This window comes from Clostridioides sp. ZZV14-6387, assembly GCF_020657835.1.
Classification (GTDB): Bacteria; Bacillota; Clostridia; order Peptostreptococcales; family Peptostreptococcaceae; genus Clostridioides; species Clostridioides difficile_A.
Map to the genome: position 1 here is coordinate 26,286 of NZ_JAGWCW010000008.1, position 15,266 is coordinate 41,551.

Consider the following 15,266-nt stretch of genomic DNA (forward strand, 5'->3'; position numbering starts at 1 on the left):
ACGAAAACGCCAGTGCTAAACTTAAAAGTTGCAATCATCTATTCTTCAATCATAGCTAATATCTTAGCTGAATATATCTTAGAGGCCTTAATTTCTTCTGAAGTTTCTTCTCCTGATAAGACAGTGATTTTAGCTTCTATTTTTAAATTAAAACTAAAGTCACCAGTGCTAGAACTAGGTCTTACTATTATAGCTTTATAAGAAAGGGACTGACTATCAAGTTCTAGTTTTATATTTGCTGATGTTAAATCTTCACCTTCATTATCAAGTGCTGAAAAAGTTAATGACATATTTTCAACTTTAGCAGGTAATGTAAAATTATTGCTAAGTTCTGTTAATGATTTATTTGGTGCAATATATGAAGCAAAATCAAAAGTTTTTACAAAATCATCAACCTTTTCTTGATTAGTAGGGTCTTGTTTAAGTATTCTAATATTAGTTATGGTCTTAATAGATGTAAGTTCACCCTTAGTAAGAGTTGCTGTAACAGATACAATACTATCGCCATCTTTATATGCAGGTCTAGTGACTACCCCTTTATCACTTAGACAAGCAGAATTACTTGTAGTCCATGTTATTGCTATTTCATTTCCTATAGTAGTTGGAAGTATTAAATCAGTTGTAACCTTATTTATATCAGAATTTTTATTTCTAATAAGTTCCCAAGTTATTGCATTAGCTGCAGATTCAACTTCACCTTCTTGAGTCCATGCTGGTACTGTAACTTTAAATTCTTTACTTCTACTTACACTTCCCTTTGATACAATAACATTTATAGTAACTTTTGCATCTGCTTCTCCAAATACAGGTCTTGTTACTCTTCCTGATTGTCCTATTATATTCGGACTAGAAGATGACCATACTATAGTTGAACCACAACTACCTTTTTGTATAAATGTTAGATTTTCTGTAACTATACTTGGTATAGATATGTTTCCTATATCCTCTAGGATACTTTGCAAATCAGTTCGCTTTGATGCTTTTACAAGCACCTTAAATTTTTTAGTTTTAGAGACTTCTCCAGATTTCACGTTAGCAGATAAATATATTTCCTTATCTCCTTCATAGAAATCTGGTCTATTAATTATACCTAACATTAATATTCATCCTTTCTATTTCTAATCATATTTTATATAACAGGTTCCTCTTGTAAATCTGATTCATCCAACTCATCTGTAGAATTTACATTTACTTCAGTTTGGACTTTTCTGCTTTTATATCTAGCAGTTATAACGGCTCCACCTATTTTTATTCCAGCCAATTCTCCATTTTGAGAAACAGTAACTATACTTTCATTTGATGAAATCCAAATTACTTTATCATCCACTACTACTTCTTCTCCTTCAAGTAGGGAAAGAGCTTTTTTTGCTCCAACTGTTATAGTTGGGTTTTCAGGAGATATTTTTAATTCTAATGTAGGTTCTTCAACATCTGCTCCTTTAGAAAAACTTACTATATTCATATCAGAAGAATCCCAGATTATTTCTAATCCATTATTTGTTTTATCAGCAAAATAAACTGATTCTGTATTGTTTGTACAAGAATAAATATCTTTATACATATCTTGTATTTCTCTTAATGCAGCTTCACACTTAGAATCATCATTACTTTCATTATATTTAAGTTCTTTTAATATTCCAACACCGTATCTTTCATTTGGAGAATTTGCAAAAGGAGTATAAGGAGTAGTTAATGGAAGGTATATATATGTTTCTTCTGGTTTATCTTCGTATTTCTCAAAAGATTTGTTTACTATTAATTCATCAAATGGGAAGAGTGATTCAGCATCTATCACTATCATACCTGATAAAGCTCCACGAACACCTTCTGCACTATGGACAATTTTTATTCTATCTGCGAAGTATTCGTTTGTATAAACTGATTTGCCATACATATGTTTTTTCATGAATTGCTCTGTTGATGAGAACATAAAATAGTGACTTTGGAAATAGTCAGCAGAATCTGTCTTATACATTGCAAAATCTGTTGTTCCATTTGCTGTATGTACACCATAAGTCTGATGGTATTTTATATCTACAAGATTCCCATACTTATCTCTATTTGAACCACCTTCTTGAGTAGTTCTTTCTTCTACCTCATCAAAACCTAGATAAAAATAAATTGGTTTTTCAACCATTCCATCTTGTGAACCATAGATATAATAACTTAAGTCATTTAAGAGACCTTTTCCATCATTTTGTGCTACATATTTTCTTATATAGTTGTATAAGTCTTGTTCATTATAAGTTACCTGAACTTCCACTGTCATATCCTTTACTATTGGTTTATTTATAGTTATTGGCAATTCAGATGGAAAAGTAATTTTTTCTCTTGATATGGATGTTCTTGCATTAGGTGTAATATAAGATATTCCATATCCGCCACTATATTTTACGTTTGGATTCATTAATCCAAACTCAGATGCAAATTCATTGTTTACAGATGCACCTATTGTAACTTGTAAACTAGGTTCATATATAGTCGTTTTCCCACCTGCAATATTTGATCCAAAATCTCTTGGTATATCCCTTCTATTATAGGTATATTTTATTACAGTATCTGCTGGTCTATTACTAAGTAGTGAATTATTTAACCAAGGAAATGTACCTATATTTACCCATGCTGACTTAGCACCTGCATTTGATATAACAGCCTTTCCTGATGTTTTGCCACCATCAGTGCCAAGTGTATTAACTCCATTGAAAGGCTCACTGTACTTAATATTAAACTTTGGTATAGAAGGTACAGATGAAGAAGTTGCAAATATACCAAAATTTCCAGCTATATCCTTTTTAGCAAAATCAAAACTGTCAATAGAGCCTATATATGCTTGACCAACTAAATATCTATTATCCTCATAATCTACATTTGGATTACCTGTAACATTTATAAGTACTCTATTTGGATGTATATTAGCAAGTACTCTTATCTTAGTCTTATTGTTTAAAGAAGATGTAATAGGAATTCTTAAAAGAGCATCTGATCCAGTTATACCAAGCTCAGATTTAAACTTTTCATCAAAGTCTGTAAACCAAGATAGTTTACACCATTCAGATGAAGCAGAGTTAAATTCAGCTATATCTCCAGTTACCATATCTATAACATTTTCTGCTGGACCAGAATAATCCTTATTTGGATTATCAAAAATTCTCATATAACAGTTATGATAGTTTCTAGCTTGTGCATCTTTCTCACCAGTTTTTAGATTTACAACTTTTGGTACAGTTTTTCCATCTCGTTGTTGAGTAGGGTCATCCAATTCTGTATCACATAAATACTTTGGAAAGTACACTTCCATATACATAACTGCATTTTCTTCTATAGCTTCATCCAAAAGTCCATATTTTGAAACTTCATCAGAACCAACTTTTATTGTTTGCTGAGTAATTCTATCAACTGGTCTTGTAACAGCTCTTACAACAACAGAATCAGTTATTTTAGAAATTTGATCTTTAGTTATTATCTCATATTCTCTTGCATTTACCTCATCAAAAGAAGAGACTTCTCTATCTTTTATAAGTTTAAAGTTTGGATTTGGATATACTATATTCCAACAATCTTCTTTTGAAGGCAATGACTTTCTCATTAAATTTCCAGATACATCTTTTACTTCTTTAGTATAATTTCCTAAGGCTAAAACATTTGCTAAATCTTTTACAAAACTATCTGCATCTGTTTTAAACTCATGGAATACAAAGTCTTTTATTTCATTACTTAACATATTTAATTTTCCTTTCTATCCCTAAATTGGTTCTGGGTCTTTTAACATTCTTATCCCAAACCATAATTTCTTAGAAGTTCCACTATCATTATGAAATTTTAAAACTACTCTTGAATCTGGAGGTGCTAGATATACATATGTAGATGAACCTAAGAAAAGACCTTCTTTTACTTCTCCTAAATACCAATCTTTAAACCACAATTGTCCATTAAAATATAAATTATAGTGGTCATTTTCTCCATATCCACTACATGTAACAGATATAGCAAGAATCTCAACCTCAGATGGAGATAAAACTATCTCTTCTTCAAATACTCCTCTAAGTGCTGGAACTTCTATTAGCCTCATATAATTATATGGTTGTGTTTTTGATGCAAATCCTCGTATACTCCCTATCGCTTTTATTTCTTTTACTACATTAACTTCATTGAGGTTATCTATATTAGAAACAGATTCAAGTTTTTCTACGCTTTTAACTTGCTCCAAGTTTTCAATATTTTTAAGAGTCTCTATTTTTTCTATTTCAGATAGGCTATCTATTTTATCTATACTTTCTATGTTATTTATTTCTTCTATATTTCCAACTTTTTTTATTTTATCTAAATTCCCACCAGCACTATAAGTGACATTAAAGTTACTCATAATTTCACCTCTATCATACTATTTATTAAACTTCTTCTTTAGGCACTGGTTCTACTTCTATAGTCTTGTCCTCAACACCAGTTAATACTGGAGGTATATTATCTATTACAGATACCAGCCTAACTGCTATAGTTTCATTTGATGATTTATCAGATACTTTATAAGTAACTTGATATTCTTTTACAACAGATGTATCAACTAAATCTCCACCTTCAACAGTTATTAAATCTGTTAAATCTCCATCAACTTCATCTACAGCTGTTACCCCTTCTAAAGCATCAAAGTTCTCATTTAAATTTAATGTTAAGTCATCTATACCTGAAAACACTGGCTTAACAGTATCAACAACAGTAACTTTTCTTATAGCACTTGCTTCATTATTTGCTACATCTGTAACTTTGTATGTTAATATTTGTTCTCCTAAAATAGAAGTATTAATTACTCCTTCTATTACTATCTTTGAAGTTAAATCTCCATCTATATTATCATTAGCAGTAACTCCAGCTTTTGAATCAAATGTTGAGCCATATTCTACAGTACAATCTTCAACACCAAATAATATAGGAGCTATATTATCAACAACTGTTATTATTCTATTTACTACACTTTTATTTTTAGATTTATCTTCTACAGTATAGACAATATTATTCTCTCCAGGTATAGCATTATCTACTGTTCCATCTATAACTATAGAATCAGTTAAATCCCCATCTATATCATCCATTGCTGTAACTCCAGCTCTTAAATCTAGTTCTTCCAATAAATTTATAGTCTTATCATCAGCACCACTTATTATAGGAGCACCTGTATCTACAACTGTTATTGTTCTATTTATTGTTGTTACATTGCCAGATTTATCTGGGGCTGAATACTTCAAAGTATATTGCCCTATTACATTGACATTGACTTCCCCTTCAACTGTGACAAGTTCTGTAACATCTCCATCTATATTGTCTATAGATCTAACTCCTTGCATTGGGTCAAAAGAACTACCTCTTGGTATCTTCAAATCATTAAAAATCATAATATTTTCTCCTTTATTTTTATTATAAATATTTTTGAAAAGTTTTTTAGAATATAAATATATTAGCTATTTAAGAAAATCTATTACTTGTCATCTAAATACCACTTATTCTCTGTAGCATTATCATTCAATATTCCAAGTGCTGTGAGTAAAGCTAAAAAACAATTTACTGTATCAGAATAATTTTTTGGTAGTATATCGACATATCCAAAAGATTGAATTGTAAGTACTAACATCGCCGATAGAGATACCCAAAACCCTTTGTTTCTTAATCTCTTTTTTAAATAGTTCTTCATATATTCTCTCCTTTGACTAGCGTTTTATTTTTTTACGTTGTTTTCTAGGAATGTTTGGGGTTAATGTACAATAAGTTATATAACCTGAACTTTCACTAGACTCCTTTCTTGCTTGATACAAACAGCCTTCTTTTTTAATACAATAACAACATTTTATTCTTACTGCTTTTGAATAAAGTTCTTCTTTATCTTTCTTTTTAATATTTTTTTGTTTAACAGCCACATATTCACCTTCCTTATTAATACTTTTCATTTTCTGAATATACCAACTATCTTTCTCTATTGTAAGTTATTTAGTAAAAAATTCTCTTATTTTTGATTTATTCCATAATGAATTGTAAATATCTCTTTTATAAATTACAGATAACATACAAGCGCTTATCAGTTCGTCAATTCTAATTTCTATATCGTTTAAATTATCTTCCTTTATTTCATTAACTAAATTGGAATCATCTTTCAAAACATCTAAATTCATAAAACCATTTATAAATGTATTTACATCATGTTTAGCTAAAAACAAATTATGTAAAGAAGTCTCTATATTCCCATAAACACTTTTGTCATTAAATAAATCATTTTTCATAGTTTTATTTATAAGATTAAACTTTTTGCTTAGAATAGTATAAGTTTCTGAATTTATTGGTTGCCTTTTTTTATTATTTTCAATCAAATATAACTCTTTAACTATTTTTTCTATATCATTACAGTATTCTAATAAAATAAATGCACTTTGGACATCATAAAATAAAGAAAAATAATTTATATTATGATTAATATCTTCATATTCATATTGATTCAATTTATCAATAAATGAATAATCTACATCATCAAATAAATAATCATTCTTTTTGGTTGTATAAATTCCATTTATAAAGACTTTTCTTATATTCAATAGTTCATCTTTTATATTCAAAATTTCTAAGTAACTTTCAAACTTAGAGTCACCATATAAATTATTAAAATTTTCGTCTTTTAGTATGTCTTGTTCATTTTCTGTAATGGAAAAACAATAATTTTTCATGATTTTACCTTGGTATGTATCATTCTCTATCAAACTCAAATATGATTTTGATAATGATATAAGTTTATTTAATTTTGATACTACACTTGATGGATGATACATTTCAAATGATTTTAAAATATTAGTTTTATAATTCTCAGCTGTAATAGATTCACTTGTACACTTTGTTGATTTATATTCAAAATCATCAAATCTACCTACTTTTAAATTAGGTCTATAGCTCAATACATCTTCTTCATTTATACTTTTATTCATACTCTTTAAACCTTCCTTGTTTAAATATCTTAGATTTGCATACTTAAGCTTGTTAGCATTTAAATAATGCTAACAAGCTTATTTGAGGTTATTAGACTTGTTGGTATTGCGTGGCTTTTTGAGTGGACATATTTTCTATTCACTTGGTAATATACCCTATATAAAATATACTTTGTTAAATTAAAAAGTATATTTTTTCTTTTATATAAAATTTTTTTTTAATTTACTTTCAATATCTGCTAAAGTATTTCCATATGTAAAATCAGTTATGCTCATATTATTTGCTACATTATGATTCAAATTTTCATCATAGGCTAACTTATAATACTTAAGCTTACTCTGAAAGTTGTTATTTGTATTTATTATTAACTCCCTGTGATTTTCATCTACTTTTACAACTACACCTAAATAGTTATATCCTTTTTCTATAGCATGCTTAAAACAACTCTCTAAATTGATTTTTTTTAACATTTTCTCCCCCTATTATGTTTAACTTTTTATATTTATTTATATACATGTATACAATGATTAATTTTCGTATCATCAAAATTAATATTATATAAAAAATATTCTACCTACCATACTATTTAATTTATTAAAATTTACATTATTAAATATAATTTTTACATTACAATAGTAAAAGAGCTTAATTTTCGTCAAATGTCAAAGAATATTTATCATCTATATATATACCTATACAGTTCTGCATTTTGTAACAAAAAAACAAAATTTATATTATGCTTTTTGTAGAATATATGTATTTAGAGCAAAATATTGTCTTTGTAATTATATACTTGTTTAAATATTTCAAATTAATTTTCATAATATAAGAAATTATACAATCTCTTATACTAATATATTTAACAAAAAATGGATTTAATTTATCATATAACTTCTTAAAAACTAATATGAATAAAATTAAATCCATTATCATCAATTGTGAAACTATGCATTTGATTTTTTTATTATAAAAGGAATTGTTACAATTGTACCTATTAAAGCATCTACCATATCAATCATAGTATCTTCTAGTCCACCAGCTTGTGTAGTAGTACCAATAAAAGTATCCATTAAAAATTCACCTATCTCCCACAAACTAGCTACTCCCATACTAAACATAAATACAAATATGATTAAAAATATTTTACTCATTTTGCTTATATCTCTTTGTGTATAGAAATATTTGATTATGGAAAATGCCACAATAGCAGATATTATTCCTGACCACAAATGTAAAAAATCATCATAATAATTTATATCATAAAAATTAAAACAAGTACCTAACAATGCTGAAAACATTATAAATAAAGCAAGAACTATATATAGCTCTTTACTCAACAACCTTTGATTTTGCTTATTTATAAAACTCAGTATAAAAGTACCAACTAAACTTATTGCTACTAATCCTATGTTACCTAATTCTTTGTTGATTGCAAAAAATATAGCAGAAAAAATATAAACTATATATAATAATATAGTTATTGGTTTTAAAAGTTTATTCATACACACTTTACCTTTCTAAAACAAGTCTATAATAGCTTAGGATTAACATCATTATCGCCATAACCATAAAGATTTAGTGGTTTAAGAGCTGGTCCTTCAAGTATATTTCCCTTGTAGTCAAATCTAGAACCATGACATGGACAGTCCCATGTTTTTTCTTCACTATTAAAATTCAGTTCACATCCTAAATGAGTACATGTAGTATCTACAATATAAAATTCTCCCATATCATCTTTATACACACCATATCTTTTCCCATCGATATTAACAATCTTTCCTTCTCCATTATTTTTAGGCATATCTCCACTACCTATTTTTAATTTTCCACTTACATAATTCATTGCTATATTTGCATTTTCCTTTATAAAATCCTTTGAGAAATAACTGCCTAATCTTGATGGATTAAAAGTATCTTTATAGGCTGAATTATTATTTACTATCAAATCCTTTATTATTATTCCTGCAACAGTACCATTAGTAATCCCCCATTTAGAGAAACCTGTAGCTACATAAATATTGTTTTCTCTTTTATTAATGTAACCTATATAAGGAACATTATCAAAACTCATATTATCTTGAGCTGACCATTTACACTTAAAATCTTTTACCTTAAAGACCTTTTTTCCATAATGCTCTAAGTCATTAAATATTTCTTTCTCAGTTCCTCCTTGACCAACTTTATGGTCTCCTCCTCCAAAGATTAGTAAGTTCTCATTTCCATCATTATATTGTCTAAAGGTTATGGATGGGTCATCTATACTTATAAACATACCTTCTGGCAATTTATTTTCTAAAACTGCTGCCATTAAATAAGCACGTTCTGCGTATTCTTTTGCAAAATAAAAATTCAATCCATCATACCATGGACTATGGGATGAAATTATAACATTCTCAGCTTCTATTATATTATCTTCTCTTGTCTTAACTCTACATATTTTCCCTTTTTCTAAATCCACTACTGGTGTATCTTCATATATTTTTAGACCTAAGTGTACTGCTATTTCTGCTAATCCATCAATATACTTTTTGGGGTTAAATTGACCTTGATTTGTAAAACTAATAGCTCCCTTTATATCTAATGGAATATCTTCTATAGTTTCATGATATTCACACTCTATTCCTATTTTTTTACATGTACGATATTCATCCTTTATATCCTTTATAGTATCTTCTTTTTCTGTAAACACAAAAGATGGTTCTCTTTTAAAATCACATTTGATATTATTATCTGTTATTATTTGTTCAATTAAGTTTAGAGCTTCATTATTTGCATTATAATATGATTTTGCTTTCTCTAATCCATATTTTTTCTCTATCTTAGAATAAAATATGTCATGCTGACAAGTTACTTTACCAGTATTTCTTCCTGAAGTTCCATATCCTATTTTATCAGCTTCAACAAGCGCTACTTTTTTACCCTCTTTTGCTAATAAATATGCAGTTGTTAATCCAGTTATACCTCCACCTACTATAAGACACTCTACTTTTATATTTTCGCCTAATTTTTTATATTCCTTTGGATTTGAATTTGAAAACCAATACGATTCGTTCATATAAAATACTCCTTTACATATTAAATAATAGTAGTTTTCCCATCATCAAGTTTATTTATTATAAATAGCATAAAAAATAAATATCTCTTTGTAATGAATACTCTGTTATATTACTTAGTATAAATAGAAATAACTATATAATTAAGTCAACGCAATTAATAACACATACCAAAATTTAGTGTATAGAATCTACAAATTTTATAAAATAAAAACTAATACATCTCTGATTAGCATTTTATAGTTACAAAAAAATATTACTAGAAATCAAATTTTCCAGTAATATTTAATAACAAAACATATCTATACAAATTTATAAGTCTTTCTATAAAATTAATATACCTCACTAAGCCTTTCTTCTAGCTTAGTCTGAACAAAGCCTAATATAAGATTTACAATCCAATATACTACTATTACACAAGTAAAAGCTTCCAAATATTTATAACTTGCTGCTGCTTCTGATTGAGCAACTGCCATAATTTCTGTAACCCCAATAGTAAAAGCAAGAGAAGTTCCTTTTATAATATCTGCAAAAGTATTCGTAAAGGGAGGAATTGCAACTCTTATAGCTTGTGGCAAGACAATTCTTTTCATTGTTTGTACATACGTCATTCCAAATGCCAAACTTGCTTCTATTTGACCTTTATCTACAGATGTTATAGCACCTCTTAAACTTTCTGCAAAGTAGGCAGAAGAATTTAAACCAATTACTATTACTGCTGCTGAAAATGCTTCCAATGTTTTAAGTTCTGGTACTAATTGTATTAGACCAAAGTATATGAAAAAAAGTTGAGCAGCAAGAGGAGTACCTCTAAAAAATGAGATGTATATTCTTGATACTGTTTTTAAAATAGGAACTTTAGCATCTACAATTAATGCTATGAGTAAAGCTACAATAATTCCCAATACCAAAGATAACAGAGACATTTTAAATGTTACTGTCAAATATTTTAATATTAACGGAAATATACCTGCTGCAAATCCAAAATCAAATACTTGCATCATTAACCTCCAATTAATTTTCCTTAGTTGTATCTAAGCCAAACCATTTTTCAGATAATTTTGTAAATGTTCCATCTTCATGCATTGCTTTTATAGCTTTATTTACATCCTCTATTATAGCTTTACTTTTTTCTTCTTTTCTAAATGGATATTGATTTACTTCATATACACCAGTATCTATATCTGCAACTTTTAATTTAAGTTTACCTTGTTCTATAGTTGTTTTAGCTTTAACCTCTGAAAGCCATGCAATGTCAATTCTTCCATTCTCTACATCTTTTTCCATAGGTACTCCATCATATGTAACTATATCAAGTCCTAAGTTATGTTTTTCATTTAAATCTCTTATAGTTTTTTCTCCATTACCACCTAGAACACAACCTACCTTTTTACCTTTTATGTCTTCTATCTTACTTATAGTGCTATCCTCTGGCACTATAAATTTATATTTACTATATGCATAAGTATCCGAAAAATCATATTTTTCTACTCTTTCAGGAGTAGTTGACATTTGGTGTGCTACTGTATCAACTTTACCAGCATCTAACATACCCATAAGTCCACTAAATTTAGCAGTTTTAAACTCTATTTTATAACCTGTTCTTTTTGATATTTCTTTCCATACATCAATTTCAAAACCTTTATTTTCATCATTTTCTTTATAACACCATGGTGCATATTCTACCGATACTCCTACATTTAAAATTCCTTTATCTTTTTGAGAATCATCTTGTGTTGTAGCTTCACCATCTTTACTTGAACAGCCAACTAACATTGTTGTCCCTAAAACTAATGTCAATAATAATGATAATACTTTTTTACTTTTTAATTTCAAAAATAACACTCCCTCTTTCTATATATTTGTGTACTCAAACATAATATCATAATTTCAAAAGGTTTTTTATTGCTTTTCTCTATATAATTCGACACTGATATTCTTCTTTTCTATACTTTCTTTGTAATTTATTTTTGAAATTAATACTATTTTGTTAAATTTATATTTATTTTTATTTTCTATCAATAATTAACAATTTAGTTATAAAATTTAATTTACATGTTAAAAATTATAAGCTCTTAAAATAACTTCACACAAAAAGTGAACTTTGTATATCAAAGTTCACTTTTTTGAATTCCTTGCTCTAGGATAATGCAGTAATATATTAATTTTTATAAAATAAAGTATTTTTAATTATTAAATAATCTTTATTTACTATGCTTCTTGATTTAGTGGTTTTTTAAGTAATGCTAAAAGCATCATTCCAACCACAGCACCTATAGCTATAGCTAATATATATCCAAGTGGATGAGTAACTACTGGTATAACAAATACTCCTCCATGAGGTGCACGAAGAGCTGCATTGAACAACATACTAAGTGCTCCTGCTACTGCTGAACCTCCTATACATGCTGGTATAACATGAAGTGGGTCTCCAGCTGCAAAAGGTATAGCTCCTTCAGTTACAAAAGATAATCCCATTACATAGTTAACTTTACCAGAATCTCTTTCTTCTTTTGTAAATCTATTTTTAAAGAATGTAGTTGCAAGAGCTATCGCAAGAGGTGGAACCATACCTCCAGCCATTACCGCTGCCATTATTTCAAATTGCCCTGATTCAAGTGATGCAACCCCAAATACATATGCTGCTTTATTTACAGGTCCACCCATATCTACAGCCATCATTCCACCCAAAACCAATCCTAAAACTATTTTTGAAGTTCCTCCTAAGCCATTTAAAAATCCAACCATTGCATTATTAATTGCTGTAACTGGAGGTATTACTAAAAATGTCATTATAATCCCCATCAAAAGCGTTCCAAATAAAGGATATAATAATACGGGTTTTATTCCTTCCAATGAAGTTGGTAACACACTAAATACCTTCTTAAGTCCTTCTACTAAATAACCTGCTATAAAACCTGCAAGTAATGCACCTAAAAACCCTGAACCACCATCACCTGCAAGGGCTCCTCCTACAAAACCTACAACAAATGCTGGTCTATCAGATATAGAGTATGCTATATATCCTGCAAGTACAGGTAGCATAAATCCAAAAGCTTTATCTCCTATTCCCTTAAAAAATGCTGCTGTTGGAGTATTTGAACCAAAATTTGAAGGATTAATAGAATAATCATCAAGTAAAAATGCTATTGCTATAAGTATTCCTCCACCAATAACAAATGGTAACATATTAGATACACCATTCATTAAATGTTTATACACTTTTCTAAATCCACTTTCACTTTCTTCATTTGATTCGTTGTGATTTGCCTCTCCTCCATGATAAACTGGAGCATCACCATTTACAGCTTTATCTATAAGTTCCTCCGCTTTGTGTATACCATCAGCAACTTTAGTCTTTATGACTTTCTTCCCATTGAATCTAGCCATCTCAACATTCTTATCTGCTGCCACTATTATACATGTTGCATTTTCTATTTCTTCTTTTGTAAGTCTATTTTTGATGCCTGCTGAACCATTAGTTTCCACTTTTATTGATATTCCTTTGCTTTCAGCCATTTTGTTTAAACTTTCAGCTGCCATAAATGTATGTGCTATTCCAGTTGGGCATGCTGTTACTGCCAAAATTTGAGGATATTTATTAATATCTTTATCCTTAGTATCTACTATATTTTCTTTTTTAATTATTTCATCTTGATATTCCTCACTGAACTTTTCTCTTTCTTTTTTATCTATTATTGCCTTAAATTCTTTCTCAGAAGTTGAATTTATAAGTTTATTTCTAAAATCTTCATCCATAAGTATTGTAGATAATCTTGATAGCACTTCCAGATGTGTATTATTAGCTCCTTCTGGTGCAGCTATCATAAAAAATAGATTTGATAAGCTTCCATCAAATGATTCATAATCTATACCTTCTTTTGATATTGCTGCTGCTATACAAGCTTTAGTAACTGATGTGTTCTTAGCATGAGGAATAGCTACACCTTCTCCAATTCCTGTTGTACTCATTTCCTCACGAGCTAAAATAGCTTTTTTATAAGTTTCTTTGTCCTTTAAATTACCACTGTTTGCAACTAATTCAACTAATTCTTCTATTGCTTCTGATTTGTTTTTTGACTTTAAATTCAACTTAATTGATTTTTCATCTAGTAAATCTATAATTTTCATAATTCCTAACTTCCTTTCTATATATTTTTAGATATTTTAGAATCTATTTACAGATATTTCATTTACCAACTCATCAATGTATTCTCTTTTAGCTAAGTCATATGAAAAAGCAGTTGCACTACCTGATGCTGCTCCTAATTTAAGAGCATAATCATATTTGCCAGTATTCAAATATCCAGATATAAATCCAGCCACCATTGAATCACCTGCTCCTACAGAATTCTTAACTTTCCCTTTAGGTACATTACTTATAAGTACCTCATCTTCTTCTGTAACTAGCAGTGCTCCATCTTTACCCATTGAGACTAAAACATTTTTAGCCCCTAGTTGCTTTAATTTCTTAGCATATTTTACTATATCTTCATTTGAGTTTAATTTAACATTAAACAATTCTTCTAATTCATCACTATTAGGTTTAATTAGAAAAGGCTTGTATTTTAAAACATTAAGAAGAAGATTTTTAGTTGCATCTACTATAACTCTTATATTTTTTTCTTCTAGTCTAGACATTATATTCTCATATAGTTTTTCATCTAAAGTAGAAGGTATACTTCCTGCCAATATTAAAATATCATCTTGATTTAATTTATCAAGTTTTTTATACAACAAGTCAATATATTCATCAGCTATATTTGGTCCTTGCCCATTAATCTCAGTTTCTTCCAATTCTTTTATTTTCACATTTATTCTTGTAAAACCACTTTTTAACCTTATAAAATCTGTCTTCAAATTCTTTTCTTCTAATGTTTTTATTATATATTCTCCAGTAAAGCCACTTATAAAACCTAAAGATGTATTATCATTTCCAAGTTCTTTTAGTATACGAGACACATTTATACCTTTTCCTCCTGGATAAACGTATTCTTCATTTACACGATTTGTATTTCCAGTCTTTAATTTATCTAGTTTAACTATATAATCTATTGATGGATTTAATGTCACTGTATAAATCATCTTGCCACCTCTTTTTATTTATTTACTTTATGTTTATATCTTAACTTCATATTAATATCTCTGAAAGTCAAAAAATTTCTCTTAATTAAAAGAGAAATTTATCGTTTTTATTTTATTTAGTTTTATATTATCCAAACTTACAAGTGTATATGCAATACTATATGATAT

14 protein-coding genes are annotated in these 15,266 nt (G+C 28.4%); all 14 read right to left on the reverse strand.

What is annotated here, in order from left to right:
* Window positions 1–38 precede the first annotated feature (38 nt).
* Window positions 39–1,097 carry an immunoglobulin-like domain-containing protein gene (locus KGF38_RS06860; protein ID WP_054270813.1) on the reverse strand — a complete coding sequence of 353 codons (1,059 nt, stop codon included), beginning with the start codon at window positions 1,095–1,097 and terminating at the stop codon, window positions 39–41.
* Between the two features lie 32 nt (window positions 1,098–1,129).
* Complete coding sequence (locus tag KGF38_RS06865) at window positions 1,130–3,721, reverse strand: Ig-like domain-containing protein (RefSeq protein ID WP_074178347.1); 2,592 nt, start codon at window positions 3,719–3,721, stop codon at window positions 1,130–1,132.
* Window positions 3,722–3,742: 21 nt separating this feature from the next.
* Window positions 3,743–4,363, reverse strand: a complete 621-nt coding sequence (locus tag KGF38_RS06870; RefSeq protein WP_223153159.1) for a glutamate-rich protein 5 — start codon at window positions 4,361–4,363, stop codon at window positions 3,743–3,745.
* A gap of 25 nt (window positions 4,364–4,388) precedes the next feature.
* Entirely contained in the window at window positions 4,389–5,387 is a 999-nt protein-coding gene (locus KGF38_RS06875; protein ID WP_074178348.1) for an immunoglobulin-like domain-containing protein, read from the reverse strand.
* An 83-nt stretch (window positions 5,388–5,470) separates the two neighbouring features.
* Window positions 5,471–5,683, reverse strand: a complete 213-nt coding sequence (locus tag KGF38_RS06880) for a phage holin (RefSeq protein ID WP_074178349.1) — start codon at window positions 5,681–5,683, stop codon at window positions 5,471–5,473.
* A gap of 16 nt (window positions 5,684–5,699) precedes the next feature.
* Window positions 5,700–5,936: a hypothetical protein gene (locus KGF38_RS06885; RefSeq protein ID WP_065388404.1), complete on the reverse strand. Its 237-nt coding sequence runs from the start codon at window positions 5,934–5,936 to the stop codon at window positions 5,700–5,702.
* Window positions 5,937–5,972: 36 nt separating this feature from the next.
* Entirely contained in the window at window positions 5,973–6,959 is a 987-nt protein-coding gene (locus tag KGF38_RS06890; RefSeq protein ID WP_054277068.1) for a hypothetical protein, read from the reverse strand.
* Window positions 6,960–7,160: 201 nt separating this feature from the next.
* A complete protein-coding gene (locus KGF38_RS06895; RefSeq protein ID WP_054270819.1) occupies window positions 7,161–7,430 on the reverse strand; it encodes a hypothetical protein in 270 nt (89 codons plus the stop codon).
* Window positions 7,431–7,904: 474 nt separating this feature from the next.
* On the reverse strand, window positions 7,905–8,462 hold the full coding sequence (locus tag KGF38_RS06900) for a hypothetical protein (protein WP_054270820.1): 558 nt from the start codon (window positions 8,460–8,462) through the stop codon (window positions 7,905–7,907).
* Window positions 8,463–8,488: 26 nt separating this feature from the next.
* Window positions 8,489–10,015, reverse strand: coding sequence for an FAD-dependent oxidoreductase (locus tag KGF38_RS06905; RefSeq protein ID WP_074178351.1), 1,527 nt, complete (start codon window positions 10,013–10,015; stop codon window positions 8,489–8,491).
* Window positions 10,016–10,345: 330 nt separating this feature from the next.
* Window positions 10,346–11,014 carry an amino acid ABC transporter permease gene (locus KGF38_RS06910; RefSeq protein ID WP_074178352.1) on the reverse strand — a complete coding sequence of 223 codons (669 nt, stop codon included), beginning with the start codon at window positions 11,012–11,014 and terminating at the stop codon, window positions 10,346–10,348.
* Window positions 11,015–11,027: 13 nt separating this feature from the next.
* Window positions 11,028–11,849 (reverse strand): transporter substrate-binding domain-containing protein, encoded by an 822-nt coding sequence (locus tag KGF38_RS06915; protein ID WP_227832273.1) that lies wholly within the window; start codon window positions 11,847–11,849, stop codon window positions 11,028–11,030.
* 375 nt (window positions 11,850–12,224) lie between these two features.
* On the reverse strand, window positions 12,225–14,144 hold the full coding sequence (locus tag KGF38_RS06920) for a PTS fructose transporter subunit IIABC (RefSeq protein WP_074178353.1): 1,920 nt from the start codon (window positions 14,142–14,144) through the stop codon (window positions 12,225–12,227).
* A 36-nt stretch (window positions 14,145–14,180) separates the two neighbouring features.
* Window positions 14,181–15,098 carry a 1-phosphofructokinase gene (gene pfkB / locus KGF38_RS06925; RefSeq protein ID WP_074178354.1) on the reverse strand — a complete coding sequence of 306 codons (918 nt, stop codon included), beginning with the start codon at window positions 15,096–15,098 and terminating at the stop codon, window positions 14,181–14,183.
* Between the last annotated feature and the right edge of the window lie 168 nt (window positions 15,099–15,266).

Excerpts from the sequence above, each read along its gene's own strand:
- KGF38_RS06860 (WP_054270813.1), bottom strand. The coding sequence starts at position 1,097 with ATGTTAGGTATAATTAATAGACCAGATTTCTATGAAGGAGATAAGGAA.
- KGF38_RS06865 (WP_074178347.1), bottom strand. The coding sequence starts at position 3,721 with ATGTTAAGTAATGAAATAAAAGACTTTGTATTCCATGAGTTTAAAACA.
- KGF38_RS06870 (WP_223153159.1), bottom strand. The coding sequence starts at position 4,363 with ATGAGTAACTTTAATGTCACTTATAGTGCTGGTGGGAATTTAGATAAA.
- KGF38_RS06875 (WP_074178348.1), bottom strand. The coding sequence starts at position 5,387 with ATGATTTTTAATGATTTGAAGATACCAAGAGGTAGTTCTTTTGACCCA.
- KGF38_RS06880 (WP_074178349.1), bottom strand. The coding sequence starts at position 5,683 with ATGAAGAACTATTTAAAAAAGAGATTAAGAAACAAAGGGTTTTGGGTA.
- KGF38_RS06885 (WP_065388404.1), bottom strand. The coding sequence starts at position 5,936 with ATGAAAAGTATTAATAAGGAAGGTGAATATGTGGCTGTTAAACAAAAA.
- KGF38_RS06890 (WP_054277068.1), bottom strand. The coding sequence starts at position 6,959 with ATGAATAAAAGTATAAATGAAGAAGATGTATTGAGCTATAGACCTAAT.
- KGF38_RS06895 (WP_054270819.1), bottom strand. The coding sequence starts at position 7,430 with ATGTTAAAAAAAATCAATTTAGAGAGTTGTTTTAAGCATGCTATAGAA.
- KGF38_RS06900 (WP_054270820.1), bottom strand. The coding sequence starts at position 8,462 with ATGAATAAACTTTTAAAACCAATAACTATATTATTATATATAGTTTAT.
- KGF38_RS06905 (WP_074178351.1), bottom strand. The coding sequence starts at position 10,015 with ATGAACGAATCGTATTGGTTTTCAAATTCAAATCCAAAGGAATATAAA.
- KGF38_RS06910 (WP_074178352.1), bottom strand. The coding sequence starts at position 11,014 with ATGCAAGTATTTGATTTTGGATTTGCAGCAGGTATATTTCCGTTAATA.
- KGF38_RS06920 (WP_074178353.1), bottom strand. The coding sequence starts at position 14,144 with ATGAAAATTATAGATTTACTAGATGAAAAATCAATTAAGTTGAATTTA.
- pfkB (WP_074178354.1), bottom strand. The coding sequence starts at position 15,098 with ATGATTTATACAGTGACATTAAATCCATCAATAGATTATATAGTTAAA.